Origin of the sequence: Phocaeicola faecalis (assembly GCF_021730445.1) — a bacterium.
GTDB classification, from domain to species: Bacteria; Bacteroidota; Bacteroidia; order Bacteroidales; family Bacteroidaceae; genus Phocaeicola; species Phocaeicola faecalis.
Map to the genome: position 1 here is coordinate 1 of NZ_JADNRM010000016.1, position 17,626 is coordinate 17,626.

The following is a 17,626-nucleotide window of genomic DNA, read 5'->3' on the forward strand; positions in this document are numbered from 1 at the left end:
CCATCCATGTTGCCATTCCTTCTGCCATTGCACACCGGCACGCAGATAAGCACTTTTCGGCTCTTGCGAAGACAGCCCATAACGATTGGCGGTGAGCCATAGCGGAGCATACGTGCCATCGGCAACCGAGACGGAAGTCTCTACACGGTAAGAAAACGGAGTGGACGCTTCCTGTTCCTGTGCCGACAGGCAGAGGGGAATACAGAAAGCTAATACAGATAAACCAATTGATTTACAATACATTCGCTGTATAAATTACTATTTAATATGATTAATAACTTATGAAAAAGCCCAAAGTCCTCCCTTGAAACTATAAAAACAGCTTCATACGAGAAAACAGGTTATGAGGTTATGGCTAAAATAGATTCTCAATCATTGTATAAAACGGATTGAAACTTCCATCAGACTTCTTTTTAAGATAATTCTCTTTCATTATTCTTAAATCATCTACTGTCAAGGTAGGCGATAGAAAAGGTAAAAGTGTAGCAGAGCGTAATGCATCCAGAAAACTATCATCTAGTCCTAATAAAGAGATAGTATATTCAGCCCTTTTATCTCCGGGAGTAGCAGCATCAATAGTACCGTTCAGTTTATATTTAAAATGACTGCTGCAATCCGGTTCTAAGGGAGAAATTAAATCAGCCGAAAACTCATTATCCTTCTTCACCCCACAAATATCAGGAGTCGTCTTTGTTGGATATTTATTGCAAGAAGTATGTAAATTAGTATAATCCAATTGCAAATGGGGAAATTTATTGGCATCTTTGGGGCGAAAATGTTCTATATGAGAATTCAAGCTACTTATGCTTTGCTCGCAATAGCAACAGATATATCCTTGTTCTTTCAAAAGAGCATCATGTACCTGATGTTTAACTGCAGGTGACTTTTTTCCTAAATCCTGATAAGTTGCACCAGGATTGGCCGCCTTCCATGCACTGAAATTCTGTGGTTCCGGGTCCTTAGAAATATATTTCATTTTCCTATTAATTCTATTCTTCGAATTAAACCTTCAGCAGTCATCAGTTCAGGATCACTAGGTAATCCGGTTTTTAATTTATCCAGTTTTCGCTTTGCCTCTTCCAGATTCTTATCTGTTATATCCTTATATAATTCATCAATATCCTGTGCCACTCTCTCCGGCCTTGTATACTTCAATCCCATCAATGCCGTATAGATTGATTCAGGCTTCGCTCCATAACTGAAAGCCGGTCTATTCATATAAATTTTATTCCCTACACTTTGCAGTATAAAGACGCTTTCAGCCATTACATGATTAGCCACTTGCGGTGAATGCGTTGTAATAAAAAACTGGCAATTTGGGAAAGTCTCCATCAATTTAGGTATCACCATCATTTGCCAATTAGGATGCAAATGCAAATCCACTTCATCTATCATCACAATCCCTCTTCCCTCCAAGGGATTATCCATCGTGGGGTTCGCCATTGCCAACCGGCGTGATAAATCCGCCACTAATGCAATAAAGCACTTTTCCCCATCCGACAATTGATTTATTTTGAAAGATACACCATTCTTATCCAACATCATAGCCAATGGATTCCGCTGTATATGCAAATCCGTAAACTGAGGAAAGAAATTGTCCAAAGCTCTTCGCACAGCCTTTAGCTGTGAATCCCCTGTAAAGGGAAACTTTTTAATATTCGCCTTTCTGAATTCCTCATTTTCCAAATCCTCCCTTTCTCTATACCATTCAAAGAAACGTCTGAAATTAGCTTTACTTTCCTCCAATGCACCTTCATAAGCAGCTAATGTATTGAATTTATGCTTTCTCACACGCAATGGGATATCCAATACAGAGCGTGTCACCGGATAATAAATAACAAGAGGCGCATTCACTTCCAACTGTTCCTGAACTTCACGCACATACCTCATCATATCGGTTAAACTCGTTTTCAGTTTATTATCATTGGGTGCGCCTAACGCATTTCTATAAAGATTCCATCCCTCCTTGCAAGTATCCAATTTCAGACTTAGATTACAACCACTGCCTCCAATTCGTATATCGTCCAAATCAACCAAAACACCTTTTCCATTTTGCACACGAATGCGTGCCACCATCCATGAAAGTAAAATAGACAATGATTTTAGGATAGAGGTTTTTCCAGTTCCGTTGCTACCCATAAATAGATTTAACTTAGGGTTGGGCACAAAAGAGAGATTCTCTATACCTCTAAAATTGGATATATTAAGTTCGGTAACAATCATAATGCTTATGTCTTTATTCTACAAATATACAATTCTTTTCGGAAATAACATCTGCACTTTCAAGTTTGTTACATTTTTCTTTCCTCTTCAGCACGCACCTTATTCCTCCCGCAGGTACTCATAATACTGTTTACGCACATTGTTGTTCAGAATGCAAAGTATCAACCTCTTGCCATAATAAAACAGCAGACTGGGGAAAATGTCGGGATTAGTCAAATCTTTGGCAGGGAAGGACTCTTCCACTTCCGTTATAATCTGCCCCTCTTCAGCGATACGCCGGATGATAGCTTCATCTCACATTTATACAGCAACATTGCTTGTTACAAAGTTACATAAACAATTCCGACCGGACAAAGGTTTGCAGACGAAATCCAACGAGAAAATCCTAACCGGATAATTTATTTTATTATCTCAAATGAGGGTGGAGAATAATAACAGAACATCAAAATTGGATACCAACACATTAAAACTTTGCAGTAATAAACTGAGGGATTTTCCACATCATCTTCATCACCTTGGTAGGGACAGGGCAAAATCCATGTGCACGATACAGCCGGATATCCTCATGCCACATCGCTTTTCGCTTTTCACTATCCGTACTTAATCCCCCCATACGCATACGCACAATATATCTACGCAGATACTCCACTTTCAACCGGCTCTTGTATAAATAACGTACCAACAAGTCGGTATCCGCAGCAATCTTATAACTCTCATCATACAACCCCTCACGCCACATCACATCCCTGCGGATATAACAAGTAGGATGCAAAGGAAGCCATCCGCATTTCACTTTCCAGCGTTGATAACTTCCGCCAATCCAATTACGCACCACCCGATTGGTATCGTTGCAATCCACAAAAAGTCCGTCACCATATACAAAGTCGGCATTTGTTCCCTCAAACCGCTTTACAATGTCCGATACCACATGATTGTCAAAGAAAAAATCATCCGAGTGCATCAGACCGACAATATCACCGGTAGCTGCACGGATACCTTTATTGATAGCCTCATACATCCCCCGGTCGGGTTCGGAAATGATTCGTGCCACCCTGCCTTCGTATTGGCGAATAATCTCAGTCGAACCGTCTGTTGATGCTCCGTCCACAATGATATACTCAATGTCGGGATAATCTTGTGCCAATACAGATTCTATGGCACAACGAATAGTCCCCGCGCGATTGTAGCACGAAGTAATAATAGATACTTTCATAAATATGTATATGTGGAAAAATAATTAACTGAAGCCCCCTGGCCAGTTTCAAACGAATCAGTATTTTGTTAAATAATTATCTTTGAGATAGTTTTTTATCTCCTCTTCATTATAATTGAAACGCTTCTTGATTTCATAAATTTTGGCATCAACCAACATTCTATACCAAAAGCCTTGTAATATGTGCCAAATAAAGCCTTCTTTGCCATCTAGGAATCCGCCTTTCAAAATATATCGCCATACAAAATTGATGAAAGGCCGTACGAACAGCGGTGACTTGATGTACTTGATTTTAAGCCAACGCTTGCGTTGTTCCTCAGTTCCGAAAAACTTAGGAATCACTTCTTGCGCTTTAGCATCCAAACCATATTGCATCATCAGCATATCCACCATTTCACGAGTAGCATATCCATTATGCTTATCCGTCCACCAGGTTAAGTCATTCAAGTTAGCGTCTACCTGATTTCCATCATCAACCGTAATAGTACACCCATCGAAAATGCGAATATGCTCATCCATCCATCGATTTTCGCAATCACCGTGTCCACGACGAAACACCTTCAAGTGATAACTGGGATACCACCCTCCATGCAATAGCGAACGATTCATAAAGTCAATACGCTTACGCACATACACACCATTGACTTGATTTGAGCATTTGCTAACAGCTTCTTTTACAGCTGTCCCAAGTTCACCCTCAAGAAACTCATCTGCATCTATTCGCCATATCCAATCTGTAGCAATGCCACACTCATAAACACCGTAATTAAACTGTGTGGCGTAATTTATCCACTCATGCTGGATTACCCTTGCACCATATTCTTTAGCTAGTTCCGTTGTTCTGTCGTCACTAAAACAATCTACGACAACGATGTCATCACAAATTCCTTTTAACGATTTCAAACAGCGAACAATATGCTTTTCTTCATTCTTGGTCAGAATGACAGCTGCAATCGATTGTTTCATATATATTTCTTTAAAATAGGAAGTCTGATCAGAACATTTACTGACATCCAAGAAAGTATGACAATAGCTAGTGATGTCATCAATATCATAAGAATATTGAGCCCCATGATATTAATATGTAACATTTTAATAATCAAATTAATCCAAACCATATGAATTATATAGATACCCAATGAGCATCTATTAAAGTTTTTCACAAAAGGATTACAACAAATTTTATCAATCATTTTTCTCCGTCTCATCGCCATTATAAACATCAAAGTAACCTGCATTACAGTGAATGGCGATGTGTAGCCAGAAAAGCGGAATCGTATATCAAATGCGTATTCTATTACAACCAAAACAAATAGAAATAATATTACCAAAATACAACATTCATCTTTCAAATAATAAGAACACCAATCTTTCACTTTTTCTATTGATAAAAAATAGCCAAGTAGTAAATAGCCAACATAAACTGATGAAAGTGGAAAGACTATACCAATATTTTGTTTTACGCATGGTAATATGGATGTAAAAAAGAATATTATCAAGAGTAAAATCAGCAACTGCCTGGAATGGGGGGGGGGGGTATTTTTCCAACTAAAGATTGGAAGTATCAAATATATCCCTAATAACATATACAAATACCAAAGATGATTCCAAGTGTTTCCTTGAATCATATCAACAAAAGAGTTAACAAACAAATCTAAAGTCAACGATTTAGTTTTAAAGAACAACTCCATGGATGCAAATAATGTTCCGAATAAGCATAAGAGTATAGCAATTCGTTTAAAATAGCAAAATGCTTTATTGTAATCCATAGGTTGCTTCGATAGGAGCAAGAATCCTGTAATCATCATAAAGAGCGGCACAGGCCAAAAAGCCAAACCATTAATTGTTTTAAACAATGCCACCTCGTTAGCAGTCGCAGTATCACCATACGCAGAAATCCAACAAATACCTACATGGTTCATGATTACTCCTATGGTGGCACAGAGTCTAATAAACTCTACGCCAGCAATTTTCTCCTTGCTCATAATCTCCTTTTTATAATTTTTGCAGGGTTACCACCAACTACCATCCCAGGTTCAACATCTTTATAAACAGAAGCTGTTGCCCCAACTACTGCATTTTCACCAATCTCAACTCCCATACTAATGAATGCTCGAGTCCCAATCCATGAGGCTTTATGCAAAGTTATTGGAGCCACAATCAATCCTCCTTGGTTACTATTTTTACAAGAGAGTTCATGCCCCGCAGTACATAAATAACTGTACTGAGAAACTGTCACATCATCTTCTAGTGTAACCAGAGCTTGATTGTAGCAAATTACATTGGGACCTAACCAAGCATTATGCCCAAGTCTCAAATTCCAAGGTGCCCAGATGACAGTACTGCTATATACCCCCGAATCCCAATGTACTTTTGCCCCAAACAACTTTAATAAGAATAATCGCCAAGGCAAAAACAATTTAGTCCCAAATGGACGAAATAGAAAAAATCTTACAATGTACCAAAGAGCTCGTAGCATTTTATTAGTCAAAGATACCTTTTCAATATTTAATGATTGAAAGCCCATTATTCCATTACATTATTTACATATTCTTCCACTAAAGGTAAAACCGCACAAGTTGAATTTATACCACCGGCACGAGGAAGTACTCCTGTGTTTACCACCAACATATTTTCAAAGCATTGAAAATAATCCTCTACACTATTAAAATCACAGAACATTCCAAAAGGATGATATACATCTTCATACTTTTCTGCAGAAGTACTAAAAGGCAATTCTTCATAAACAACCCCATTTTTATCCAAATAAGACTTCACACAAGCTCGTGCTTTGGTAAACAACTCACCTGTTTGAGGCATGATAGTCAAGTCAACATCGACACTACGTTCGCCGAACGCATCTTTTTCATTGTTCAGACTCATTTTACCTGATTCTCGTGGAGCCTCTATATCTATTTGGAGATAAAACTCATTTTTGTAGATATACATTTTTTTTAGAATTATCATATTCCATGCAAAAGCGATACAAGAAGGAATATTCTTAATAATGTTCATCAACAATCCAGCACGAAACTTATGCCCAAACAATAGTTTCTTCAAATCTCTAAAGAATGGGAAATCCTCATTGCAGATAGGCTGAGAATAAAAAGAGTAACCATCAATCTCACCTACAAATCGTTTTGTAACCAAAGAAGCACCTTGAACATGAAAAGTAAAATCCTGGTCTCCCATTTGAGGACCACTCTTCACCTTAAAAGCACGCTGAGAAAGATGATCGGAGAAAGTCATTTTCCCTTTTTGTTTTGACAATCCAGATTCAACAAGAAGGCGACTACTCTCAAATGCTCCTGACGTTAAGAAATACTGATCAAAAGCAAGCATCTTGTGTTGTCCATGCTGAATTAATTCAATTCCAGTAATCAGTTTTCCTTCATTCAAGAGTTTAATTACACGGGAATTACTTAATAGTTTAATCTTCTTATTCTTTGCAATCCTAAAATGTATAAAAAGATTTCGATGAAAATAACTCAGCCATATCCCCGTCTTGGTAAACAGGTTTTGTTCCAATCTAACCTCCTGAGTTTTATTTTCCAAACCAAATTTTGCCAAAACTCGATCTTTGTATTTTATATTAAGAGCTACTATTCCTTTCATGAACTCTGTTGGATTGGCAAAATCATTTTCTGTAAAGGTAAGCAATTGACCACCCCATTTAGCAGAAGCCCCTCCATAACCAAAGAAGCGTGCTTTTTGCAAACCTTCATAAGGTGCATTCACGACACGTGAAATATAACCTATCTCTGATTCAGTCTTTAAGTGTGAATCTCCAACATCAATAAGAGTAATATTTTCATGTGGATAAACACGAGCTAATAAGTCTGACGTATAACTACCATAAGTACCAGCACCAAGTACCGCTATTTCCTTCTTCTTGAAAGAAATACCTAAAATCCTTTCCGTATTGGAAGAATCAAACCACGTTCGTTTAAAAACTCCAACAACCTTCAAATAATGACGTTGTTTGAATATACCAATTGCTTTAAGAATTTTGGCAATAGGTAAAAGTAACCAAGCAGGTAGACACCAAGGCTTGACGTTCCATTCATCTCTTACAAAATTGTATTTTTTCCCTTCATTCTCATTTTTATTCAGGAACAGACACACTTTAGGTTTATTATCAATCAAGACAAGCTTTACAAGCCCTTTGTGCAAAGTTTCCCTACAAACTAAAGGCAAGGTTGTTAGCTTATCACCTAACAATATATTGAATCCCAATTTTGTTACTAAAATACCAACCTTACTTGCCTTTTTATCTTTAGTATAAATGTATCCCGGACGAACATAAGATACAACCAATCCACTGGGAACATGTTCCTCTAAATAATGATCCACAGCCACTTTTATACTTGCATATCCACCCTTATTACGATAATCTTTTTCTATTTCACTTTCTTCATTTACATATCTAGCTTCGTTGGGATAAACACTTATTGAAGAAATTTGAATCAGATTCTTGACTTTCTTTTCTTTGCAAAACTTAAGAAGAGATTTAATATAACGTAAGTTTTCTTCAACCCCTCCATCCTTTATGATAATGAAATTAATTACAGTATCATAAGTATCAAGAAATGCATTATGATTCATATCCATCACATCCCCTGTCACCACATATGCTTCTCTGTTATTTTCTCCACGTGAAAAGCAATCATAAGTGATACCAACTTTATCAAACGTTTTAGTCATTCCGCTTGCAACAAACGATTTATGACCACATACTAATACTTTTTTCATTTTCAACTGAACAATTACATAACATTAAGTTGATTACTCGTTATCAGAGGTGAAGTATTTCTTTCATTATATCCGCCAACTTACGCTGTCCGCTCTTGCTGAGGTGAATCCCATCTCTATAATCCTGAGATGTAAATCCATAATCCAATTCCCGCACGAGAGTAACCTCATTTTTTTCAGCCCACTCTATAACCTCTTCCCCTTGCTCATTATATCGCCCCTGCTTCAGTTCTTCTTGGTCAGCATGCAGATATACAATCAAGGGAATGGAAGCTTTATCAGCCATAACCTTTAATTCATCAAAACCAGGATTAAAAATTACTCCATCTTTCTTTATGCCAGTACCATCTTTCGAAATTGCACGAAGCACTTTTTGGTCAGGGTCAGGCTCTGCCGTTTTCTTCCGTGGCAACACTCGTGGTAGCACATACCGTTCCAACAGTTCAGCCCATGCCAATGGATATTGCTTGTCAGGATACGAGGGATGTACACCCACTACCGGTTGATGATTGATATTATCGTGTGCATCGTGGCTGCTCACAACTAGGAACATGGTTTTTGCGCCAAACAGCCCATTTTCTCTTAAATAAGCAGCACAATTATCCGGCCCCCAGCTTCCTGCCGATATGTTCAGCATTTGCATACCGGTTTCTTTCGTAAAGAGCGAAGTTGCAATGTCATCCTGATCTACTTGTACGCCTCCATAAATTACCGAGTCCCCCAGCCCTAGAATTATAACTTTCGTTGTATCAAGCTCATCACTTCGCTGTGAATAAGAATTATAATGAATATGATTGCCAAATCGCATTATGTCTTGATTGGGCTTAGCTATATATTCGTAAGCAATACTTTCCTCAAAAAGAGGTGCATTGGCAAAGCCGTAGAGACGCAAAACAACTTCACCAAGGAAGAAAAGTGCAATACTACCCCCCCTATTTTACAAACAAGTTTCATTTACATATTTTTTATTAAGACTTACTATCTCTTTAAGAACAATGCCATTACTTTCTCCACTGTAGGAGCCATGTCATAATACTTATACTCCGCCAATCTACCACCAACAATCAAGTTTGGAATAGTCTCAGCCTTCTCGCGATACTTTGCATAAATTGCAGAATTAGCTACATCATTGATGGGATAGTATGGCTCCATACCTGGTTTCCACTCTGCGGAATATTCCTTACTGATTACAGTCTTTGGACAATCAAACACCGCTTGTCCGAACATCTCGAAGTGTTTATGCTCTATAATGCGAGTATAGGGTATGTCTCGTTCTGTATAGTTCACTACGGCATTACCTTGATAGTTCGCGATATCTTCAATAAATGTATCAAAACGAACGGTACGATATTGCAGTTTACCCTCACTGTAATCAAAATACTCATCGAGTGCACCTGTATATACCACACTATCTGCTAATGCGTCCAGTTCTGAACGATGAGCGAAGTAATCGCAACTTACCCGAGTCTCAATTCCTGCCAACAAGCCATCTATCAACTTGTTATAGCCACCGACAGGGATACCTTGATACTTATCGTTAAAGTAATTATTGTCGAAAATTAGACGCACAGGTAGTCGTTTGATGATAAAGGCAGGCAACTCAGTACATTTTCTGCCCCACTGTTTCTCTGTATAGCCCTTAATAAGAACCTCATATATATCTTTCCCAATAAGTATTTGTGCCTGTTCTTCAAGATTTTGCGGTTCTCTACCATTAAGAGCAGAAAGTGCTTCTGCTCGCTGCTCATTCAGTTTAGCCATAGCCTCAGCAGGAGTATGCACGTCCCACATTTGATAGAATGTATTCATATTGAAGGGCAAATTATAGAATCGGCCTTTATAGTTAGCTATTGGTGAGTTAGTGTAGCGGTTGAACTCTACTATAGAATTGACAAACGTCCATACCTCCTTATTAGAAGTATGGAAAATATGCGCCCCATATTTGTGGACATTAATTCCCTCCACTTTCTCGCAATACACATTACCTCCAAGGTGTTCGCGCTTGTCAATAACCAAGCACTTCTTACCCCATTTGTTAGCAAAATAAGCAAATGCAGAACCAAATAACCCTGCACCCACTATAAGATAGTCGTATTGTTTTGTCATAGATTCTTTTTTATTCTTTTCCACATAGAAGCCTGAACAGAACTCATGCCAGACACGTTCATATCAACAGACATACAGTTCAAATACTTAACTTTTAATCTACGTGAAGAAATCATCCTTACGTATGCATCAGTGATTAATTCAGCTATATATCCAAAATCGCGCAACATTGCAATATTTATAACTCCATTAGGTATCCCAGCATTCATATGATGCAAATATTTGTCCTTAATATCAAACATTAGTCTACAATATTGATCGAACACATCTGACTTTGCAATAATCATATTGCACGATACGAACTTATTGTCTTTTAATGTTTGAGAAAAGTAAACATTAAAATCCGGAAAATCTTTTGCTATCAAGTCCACAACATAATTATAATGCCAGAATCCTATTGCTTTTTTCAAATGAGTTTGCATGGTATAAGTACTATAATGTAACTTTTTCATGCAATACAAATCATACCGACCCTTTTCAATATCTTTATATATGTCATGGGCAAATATATCAAGATGTTCATTGATTTCACTTTGTGGTATTTCAAGAGTGGAAGAGAAATTACATAAGCATCTCGAATCAGGGATGAAAGGAGAAATCACTTTAGAAGCTATATACAAAACTATATTACGCATCATCTTTAAGCTATTTCCCTTTTTATAAGTTAAGAAACGTCGATAGTGAAATAATCCTTTATAGTCAGCATCTACATTCTTCCATATCCAATACATCGCTGACATCTCACTACAATACGGATTGTCCACTGAAATGTTATCCCCATCGCTGTCCTTCTGTATACCAAGATCCTTATTATATACTGCACCAACTTGTATGGGAATATAAGGTCCCTGATCTACAAATTCCATATTTTTATGATATGCAACTCCTATTGTTAATAACTTTTTCATCATGCAGTCCTCCTTTCTGTAAAGGGCACCAGCATAATGACATTATTAAAGCTATTTACCCCCCCCGAGGTATAATGAAGGAACCATCCTTCATATTTCCACGCAATATTTGACGCGTTGAATGGTCCAATTCCGTATAGTCTTTTTCCAACATAGCTTGATGTTTTCTTATTTCATCTTCATTGAATCTCATCCTTATCAACTTGGTAGGCACCCCTCCTACAATAGCATAAGGAGGTATATCCTTCGTGACTACACTCCCAGCGGCTACAATGGCTCCATCGCCAATCTGTACCCCCGTCATCACAACGGAATAAGCACCTATCCAACAATCACTACCGATAATAGTCTCCTTACGAGGTTCTCGCCCTGAAAAGATGATAGGAATCCCTGCCTTATTAAAACAATGGTCACCACCGATAATATGTACATTATTCGCTATCATAGTATATTTACCTACACTCACACCCGGATAGATGCTCGAACCCGGCCCTACATAAGAATAAGCTTCCCCCTTGAAATCCTTTGCAATAGAGCATCGAGGAGCAGCAATAAACGTGGAATGAACCTGTTTCAATCCATATTTCCAGATATAATAACGCCTTTTAAACAGACGCAGTAAATTGATAAGTTTCTTCATAATTATTTCTTTATGGTAGATAACTGCTCGGCATATCTTTCCGCCACTTTCCAATCAGTGTACTCACTTGCTGTCTTCATAGCTGCTTTCCGTATTGCCAATCGATTTTCAGAGGGCAACGAACGAATCTTCTGCACGATTTGTGCCAATTCGTCCTCATCGCCAGCAGCACAAAGGAATCCATTCACACCGTCCTCGATGATACCTGTCATACCTTCACCACGGCTTGCCACCACAATGCATCCTCTTGCCATAGCTTCTAGATAAACGAGACCGAACACCTCATCGCGCGAAATCATGATAAAGCAATCGGCCCTATCAAGCATCAGAATTACTTCCTCACGAGGTTTACGCCCGGTCATGCTGATACGGCGTTCTTCATCAAGTTGCTTGATTAAAGCATGAAGTTCGTTCTCAATAAAGCCACCGCCCACAACGTCCAGATGGTAATCATCCTGGCCATACACCTTAGGTAATGTCTTTATTACCACGTCAGGGTATTTACGGTCAAGCAGAAAGCCGACATAGATATATCGGTCGTTCCATCGCATAAGATCAGCCTCCGGATTGACAATGGACTGTGGTATACCCGATGCACAGATGAATCGAGGAGTCTCAGTACCCATCAACTTATTAAAGACTTCTGTCATACAAACAGAGCGAAGCCCCCATAAATCAATCTGACTAGTCAAATTCTTCCAATTGGGATACCTATCGAACGAAACCACTCCATGCAGCACCATAGCAGTACTGCAACCATAATGTGCCTTAATGCGCGAGAGGATATATAGCGGATTTTGCCAATGCCCTACAGCTACATCAGGCACAAATCCACGTTCCTGCAACTTGGCGATGATATAGTCTGCTTGCTTGGCTTGCCGCTTATAGGGCACCACCATGGATGGCTTATACTTGAATATGGGTACACGTATTACGTCCACTCCCTCATAATTGAAATCAATAGCCTTGTTCAACCGTTCTTCCGGAAGTACAGACTGAAACTTGTTGACCAAGTACTTCTTCACAAACGGAGGTAAATGATAAACGATACAAGGAAAATAGGTACTGAGGTTCACCACAATCACCTTATGCCCTTGCTTTACCCATTCGCGAGTGAAGTAATGCACCACCGGAGTGAATGACTGAGGCGTACCTCCACCCGGATATACATGTGAAATAACTAATATATTCATTGATAAGTATTGATTTCTATTTAGAAAGATTTCAAACGTTTAGACAATTCAGATTTATATCGCAACATTAATTCGTCGTGTACGTCATTTTTATCATAGTATTTATATCTACTTATATCATAACTGCCAACCCTATCTCCAAGACCGCGTGAAATCTTCTTTAGGTAATCTTCTTCTGATTTACAATAATAATGGTTGATACGCAAATTGTTATATTGTACATCGTTGAAACTCCATCCCCATTGACGCTTTCCTGTATCAGAGATTGAATATGCTCCTAATCTATAATGTGGATAATGAGGGGAGATGTAATTGGCGACAAGGCGAGGGTTGCAAATCGTCTTAACGTGAAAGTTAGTCCAATAATTATTCTCAGCACGATTTAATAATTTTTCTGTAATAGGGGGGGGTAATCTGTTTTTATGACCACTAGTGCCGAATGTTGCCCAGTTCACTCCAATTCCTGCTGCACCATCATTTCTACCTTCAAAAAGCCTTTGCATTGTCTCTCCCAACATTCCTCCTTGAGAAGGAATGAGATATTCATCCATGTCAATAAATGCCATCCACCTGCATTCATTTTTATGCTTCTGTATGGCATCATTATATGCATTCAATTGCTGTCCTTTGCCCTTAACCAATACATAGTCAACGATGCCAGAATCGATATATGGCTGAAGTAGTTCACGTGTATTATCATCACTATCATTATCATAAAAAAAGAATTTTGTTACACCTACAATTCTATGAAACTCAATCCATTCCAGCAGATAAGGGCCTTCGTTTTTACTGATGGATACGATTGCAATATCGTGAACAAAAGAACCTTTCATATCCTTTTTCATCTGATAATGTACTAATCTCTCGCCGATAGTATGTTCATAAATTACTGAAAGAACAAAGTTCACTATTAAAATAGGGCTTATTAGAATAAACACCAAATAGCTCCAATTATTCAGTGAGCGCTTTAGCGGTAAAATAATACGTTCATTATAGAAGTAGAGATACTTGAAGTATTTAAAATATTTTTTCATACGTAAATATTCAATTGTGAAACTAATTACAAATCAGCCTCTTGGTTTATTAATTTTGCTTATATACCGTTTGATAAAATAGCTCAATTGTATGTGAATCCACATAGCGTGAATCAATGCTTATGGGTTTGAACTGGCGGATAGCACAAAGAAGTCCATTAGAAGAAACATCGCAAGCATATCCAAGCCGATATTTGCGAATAATCTTTCCCAATAGCCCATCGGAAGGTCCAATTACAGGATGACCGAACATGGATGCATAACTGATAATACCACTACTCTGCATGGTATTCGAGTAAGGTAAAAGGATAGCATCGCAACTATAGCATAAATCAGCCATTTGTTCAAAAGGGATACGTGCATCAAAGATTTTAATATTAGCGTTCTTTTGTAAGGGTTGAATACGTTGATAAAATTCAGTTCTAATATCATTACCCACTTTCCCGGCAAAAACAAATACATTTTGTTTTAGTTCATCAATTGTCATTTTCTCCATAGCTCCAATGATGTTCATAGTTCCTTTACGACCTCCCAATCCGCCCAAGTGAACGAAAAGCCTTTGCTTCTTATCTACGCCAAGCTCGCTTCGAGTATTTCTTGGGGTGTAATTGATTACATTCATCGGATCAATGATTTCCTCAAATTTTTTCGTATAAAACTTTCGGTTAAGATAAGTAGAAGCAATTGCATCATTGAGAAGAAATGGATGCTCGATTCTCTTACAACGTGCCATCAAATAAAACTTTAATGCGTCCTGCATTCGCTTCTTCCAATTACTTTTAGCCCATTCATAGAGGTAAATTCGATAAAGCACCCCACTAACTCTTGTTCCCCTAGGAAGAAACAAGGCCACAAAAGGCATCATAATCCCCAAATTTGTTACAAACACTTGGCTCACACGATACTTGATAATCAATTTCCTCAGAATAAGCGTACAGTTCAATGCCTGCCGAAAAAGGTTTAAACGACTGAATTTTGCTACCTGTCCATCAGCGATAAAATTAAAATGCACAAACCCATTTTCAGGCCAATCAAATTGTTCTCTGAGCTCTTGAAACGAATTAGGAACTACTATAATAGTAGGTCGTTTCAAAGCAAGCGCACCTATGTATATATGGTGAATGTATTCCAAATAATGCCCATTGATGAAGGGGGAGTATACTAATAACTGATTACTTATTTGCATATAAAAATATTATTTTAAGAATACTTTGTTGAATTGGTTATCATTCATGTTACGTATGCGTAGATTATATATCCAACCACATGAAATCCATACCAGCAAATGAACAATAAGGAATGAAGCTATACCTTTAAAATATATGTTTAATGTTCATACTAAAATATACATGACCACGCCTTTCATCACTCACTTAGTTTTTTTCTATCAAATACCAGTGACCTATCAATTAAAAGAAAAACTAATAGAGATGACGAATAATTTGCTCATCGGTCATTCGACGTATTTGAGGATTATAAATCCATACAATTGACACCCACATACAAAAATGCAGGAAGGAAAATGAAGGAGTCCCCCAAACATAAAGGAAACAAATACAAATCAGAACGTATAACCCAAGCATCCTAATAAAAAGACTTCTACTCTTCCTAAGAGCTAAATATACAGCCTTCAAACCAATAATAATATATGGAATGAGGTAGAGTACACCTCCCTTTAAAAGCATATGTCTGATGCCGTTTTCTATGCCTGGACGTAGAGCACAAAAATCGCCATCATAATACCCTCCAGATACACCTTTTCCAAAAATCCATTTGAACATGTCGGTGCCCATTTCTTTGTCCCAATAATAAAACACTCCTGTTCTAGAGTCTGTGTCAATGCGATTCATCAACACACCAAATTGAGTATCCATATTAGCTAAAAAATAATATACAGAACCTACAACAAAGAAAGTCCCAAAAATCATTGCATAAAATCTTTGTCGCCCCTTAGAATAAATAATCGTACTGTATAGAAATAGCATAATAAAACAAAGCATTAGTACAGAATAACCTCGTCGACCAGCTACCATCAGTACAATCAGTCCAAGAACAGCAGCACCCAGAACAGAATATTTCACTTTGGGTGAAAGAACATGCTGAATGCTTAACAGAAAGCCACAACTCATCAAAGCATAACCTACTGACATCGCCATATTAACATATCGATCACCGTTATCACCATAAAAGCCACCAGTTGAGATGTAATAAGATCCCATAACTAGATCTTTCCAGAAATAAATAGCGTATAAGATGCCAACTCCAATAATTGCCAATATCCATTTTTGGGCATAACGCAATCTTAACATGGAAGGACGATACATCATCGTTATGAATAGAAATGTTGCACCCGCTCCATTAATATCTTGGAAAGTTCCTCCATTTGCTCCGTTGATATCAAAACGTAACCACATAAAAAAAACTTCCGACATCAAAAGCCAATAAATCCAAGGAATATTTCTAGTCTGCAGTCGATTCAACACATTTAGGCTTTTAAAACTATATAGAAATAGTAAAGGACCTATGTAGTATAATGCCGAAAAAGTTTGAAATTGAGTAGCATATACCATCATTACACCTACAATATAAATAAATACCGCAAAGAAAGGGAGTTCATAGCGGCTTATTAATGCTTTAGAAGGAATCATATTTAATTTCATTATGGCTTTAGCAAACGCAGAAAAGCCAATTGACAATATTGGCAAATATTTCGAGGGAATGCAGGGATATGGCCTGCCTCCAATGATATGGTATCCGTTACGCCATCAAAATAATCAATCTCGCGAGTAGTCATAGCACGCCCAAATAGAAATCCGGCCTTTCGCATGGTATGCAGTTGACGAAAGGAAAAATCAGCGGGGTGGGTATTCCACACATAGGTTCCATAGGTCTCAAATTCAGAAAAAGCCAAGCCTGTAGTGGAATTGGTTGCATTAATGATTTTCTCATACCAAACTGTTCCATTTACAGCAGATTCCGATATTTTATTTAAAAGTTCACGCATATATATCGTTTTAATCATCATGTGCTCAGCAATAAACGAAAACTCTACTGATTTTCCCATCCCAATCAATCGGTTCATAGTCTCAAAATATGGTGGATTGTATTCCTCCTTCTGTGCAATTAACATTTTGCCATCCTCATCAAAGAAACTGATGGGAGAAGTGGGGATGGTATCTGCATCCCATATCAGATAATGACTTTCTGCATAAGGTGAGAGTGCGAATGCCATCTTTAAGAATTGCTGGAAATACCAGCCTCCGCGCATGCCATTCACAAAGTGTTGATTTACTAATTGACAAACATGCTGAATGTTCATTCCTTCAACCAATCGTGATTCATCTAACAAGGTCACATGATAAGATGAGATGAAACTAGAACTGTAGAACTTGAAAAACCTTCGGTTGGTGATTAAGTATATATTGCTGGGACTTATATTCTTTGCCACATATTTTACCACTTTACGTACGATAAAAACGTCCTTTACACCTACACTGATAATTACGTCGAATTGATGCATAATGATTAAGATTTTAATCACGACGCATCTACCATAA

At 37.8% G+C, this 17,626-nt stretch carries 16 protein-coding genes and 2 pseudogenes; all 18 read right to left on the reverse strand.

Annotation, left to right across the window (positions count from 1 at the left end):
- Positions 1-243 (reverse strand): annotated as a pseudogene (locus IR173_RS13655) (capsule assembly Wzi family protein); the annotation flags it as partial.
- Positions 244-355: 112 nt separating this feature from the next.
- On the reverse strand, positions 356-976 hold the full coding sequence (locus IR173_RS13660; protein WP_237040152.1) for a retron system putative HNH endonuclease: 621 nt from the start codon (positions 974-976) through the stop codon (positions 356-358).
- Positions 973-2,223 carry an AAA family ATPase gene (locus IR173_RS13665; RefSeq protein WP_237040153.1) on the reverse strand — a complete coding sequence of 417 codons (1,251 nt, stop codon included), beginning with the start codon at positions 2,221-2,223 and terminating at the stop codon, positions 973-975. Before IR173_RS13665 ends, IR173_RS13660 begins: the two co-directional genes overlap by 4 nt.
- A 102-nt stretch (positions 2,224-2,325) precedes the next feature.
- Positions 2,326-2,514, reverse strand: a pseudogene (locus IR173_RS13670) (ATP-binding protein); the annotation flags it as partial.
- Between the two features lie 172 nt (positions 2,515-2,686).
- Positions 2,687-3,436, reverse strand: coding sequence for a glycosyltransferase family 2 protein (locus tag IR173_RS13675; RefSeq protein WP_237040156.1), 750 nt, complete (start codon positions 3,434-3,436; stop codon positions 2,687-2,689).
- Between the two features lie 57 nt (positions 3,437-3,493).
- Positions 3,494-4,402, reverse strand: a complete 909-nt coding sequence (locus IR173_RS13680; RefSeq protein ID WP_237040157.1) for a glycosyltransferase family 2 protein — start codon at positions 4,400-4,402, stop codon at positions 3,494-3,496.
- Positions 4,399-5,421 carry an acyltransferase gene (locus IR173_RS13685; RefSeq protein ID WP_237040158.1) on the reverse strand — a complete coding sequence of 341 codons (1,023 nt, stop codon included), beginning with the start codon at positions 5,419-5,421 and terminating at the stop codon, positions 4,399-4,401. The genes IR173_RS13680 and IR173_RS13685 overlap by 4 nt, the downstream gene beginning before the upstream one ends.
- Entirely contained in the window at positions 5,418-5,963 is a 546-nt protein-coding gene (locus IR173_RS13690; protein ID WP_237040159.1) for an LbetaH domain-containing protein, read from the reverse strand. Before IR173_RS13690 ends, IR173_RS13685 begins: the two co-directional genes overlap by 4 nt.
- Positions 5,963-8,188 carry an NAD-dependent epimerase/dehydratase family protein gene (locus IR173_RS13695; protein WP_237040160.1) on the reverse strand — a complete coding sequence of 742 codons (2,226 nt, stop codon included), beginning with the start codon at positions 8,186-8,188 and terminating at the stop codon, positions 5,963-5,965. The genes IR173_RS13690 and IR173_RS13695 overlap by 1 nt, the downstream gene beginning before the upstream one ends.
- A gap of 43 nt (positions 8,189-8,231) precedes the next feature.
- Positions 8,232-8,996 (reverse strand): hypothetical protein, encoded by a 765-nt coding sequence (locus IR173_RS13700; RefSeq protein WP_237040161.1) that lies wholly within the window; start codon positions 8,994-8,996, stop codon positions 8,232-8,234.
- A 170-nt stretch (positions 8,997-9,166) separates the two neighbouring features.
- Positions 9,167-10,294: a UDP-galactopyranose mutase gene (gene glf, locus IR173_RS13705; protein ID WP_237040162.1), complete on the reverse strand. Its 1,128-nt coding sequence runs from the start codon at positions 10,292-10,294 to the stop codon at positions 9,167-9,169.
- Positions 10,291-11,205, reverse strand: coding sequence for a DUF4422 domain-containing protein (locus IR173_RS13710; RefSeq protein ID WP_237040163.1), 915 nt, complete (start codon positions 11,203-11,205; stop codon positions 10,291-10,293). The genes glf and IR173_RS13710 overlap by 4 nt, the downstream gene beginning before the upstream one ends.
- 52 nt (positions 11,206-11,257) lie before the next feature.
- Positions 11,258-11,842, reverse strand: coding sequence for a CatB-related O-acetyltransferase (locus IR173_RS13715; protein WP_237040164.1), 585 nt, complete (start codon positions 11,840-11,842; stop codon positions 11,258-11,260).
- A gap of 2 nt (positions 11,843-11,844) precedes the next feature.
- Positions 11,845-13,035 carry a glycosyltransferase gene (locus IR173_RS13720; RefSeq protein WP_237040165.1) on the reverse strand — a complete coding sequence of 397 codons (1,191 nt, stop codon included), beginning with the start codon at positions 13,033-13,035 and terminating at the stop codon, positions 11,845-11,847.
- A gap of 20 nt (positions 13,036-13,055) precedes the next feature.
- Positions 13,056-14,069, reverse strand: coding sequence for a glycosyltransferase family 92 protein (locus tag IR173_RS13725; protein ID WP_237040166.1), 1,014 nt, complete (start codon positions 14,067-14,069; stop codon positions 13,056-13,058).
- 49 nt (positions 14,070-14,118) lie between these two features.
- Positions 14,119-15,255: a glycosyltransferase family protein gene (locus IR173_RS13730; protein WP_237040167.1), complete on the reverse strand. Its 1,137-nt coding sequence runs from the start codon at positions 15,253-15,255 to the stop codon at positions 14,119-14,121.
- Positions 15,256-15,490: 235 nt separating this feature from the next.
- A complete protein-coding gene (locus tag IR173_RS13735) occupies positions 15,491-16,729 on the reverse strand; it encodes a hypothetical protein (protein ID WP_237040168.1) in 1,239 nt (412 codons plus the stop codon).
- Positions 16,729-17,589 (reverse strand): DUF6492 family protein, encoded by an 861-nt coding sequence (locus tag IR173_RS13740; RefSeq protein ID WP_237040169.1) that lies wholly within the window; start codon positions 17,587-17,589, stop codon positions 16,729-16,731. The genes IR173_RS13735 and IR173_RS13740 overlap by 1 nt, the downstream gene beginning before the upstream one ends.
- Positions 17,590-17,626: the final 37 nt, after the last annotated feature.

Bases quoted from the DNA above. Each gene is read 5' to 3' on its own strand.
- IR173_RS13660 (WP_237040152.1), bottom strand. From the start codon at position 976: ATGAAATATATTTCTAAGGACCCGGAACCACAGAATTTCAGTGCATGG.
- IR173_RS13665 (WP_237040153.1), bottom strand. From the start codon at position 2,223: ATGATTGTTACCGAACTTAATATATCCAATTTTAGAGGTATAGAGAAT.
- IR173_RS13675 (WP_237040156.1), bottom strand. From the start codon at position 3,436: ATGAAAGTATCTATTATTACTTCGTGCTACAATCGCGCGGGGACTATT.
- IR173_RS13680 (WP_237040157.1), bottom strand. From the start codon at position 4,402: ATGAAACAATCGATTGCAGCTGTCATTCTGACCAAGAATGAAGAAAAG.
- IR173_RS13685 (WP_237040158.1), bottom strand. From the start codon at position 5,421: ATGAGCAAGGAGAAAATTGCTGGCGTAGAGTTTATTAGACTCTGTGCC.
- IR173_RS13690 (WP_237040159.1), bottom strand. From the start codon at position 5,963: ATGGGCTTTCAATCATTAAATATTGAAAAGGTATCTTTGACTAATAAA.
- IR173_RS13695 (WP_237040160.1), bottom strand. From the start codon at position 8,188: ATGAAAAAAGTATTAGTATGTGGTCATAAATCGTTTGTTGCAAGCGGA.
- IR173_RS13700 (WP_237040161.1), bottom strand. From the start codon at position 8,996: ATGCGATTTGGCAATCATATTCATTATAATTCTTATTCACAGCGAAGT.
- glf (WP_237040162.1), bottom strand. From the start codon at position 10,294: ATGACAAAACAATACGACTATCTTATAGTGGGTGCAGGGTTATTTGGT.
- IR173_RS13710 (WP_237040163.1), bottom strand. From the start codon at position 11,205: ATGATGAAAAAGTTATTAACAATAGGAGTTGCATATCATAAAAATATG.
- IR173_RS13715 (WP_237040164.1), bottom strand. From the start codon at position 11,842: ATGAAGAAACTTATCAATTTACTGCGTCTGTTTAAAAGGCGTTATTAT.
- IR173_RS13720 (WP_237040165.1), bottom strand. From the start codon at position 13,035: ATGAATATATTAGTTATTTCACATGTATATCCGGGTGGAGGTACGCCT.
- IR173_RS13725 (WP_237040166.1), bottom strand. From the start codon at position 14,069: ATGAAAAAATATTTTAAATACTTCAAGTATCTCTACTTCTATAATGAA.
- IR173_RS13730 (WP_237040167.1), bottom strand. From the start codon at position 15,255: ATGCAAATAAGTAATCAGTTATTAGTATACTCCCCCTTCATCAATGGG.
- IR173_RS13735 (WP_237040168.1), bottom strand. From the start codon at position 16,729: ATGAAATTAAATATGATTCCTTCTAAAGCATTAATAAGCCGCTATGAA.
- IR173_RS13740 (WP_237040169.1), bottom strand. From the start codon at position 17,589: ATGCATCAATTCGACGTAATTATCAGTGTAGGTGTAAAGGACGTTTTT.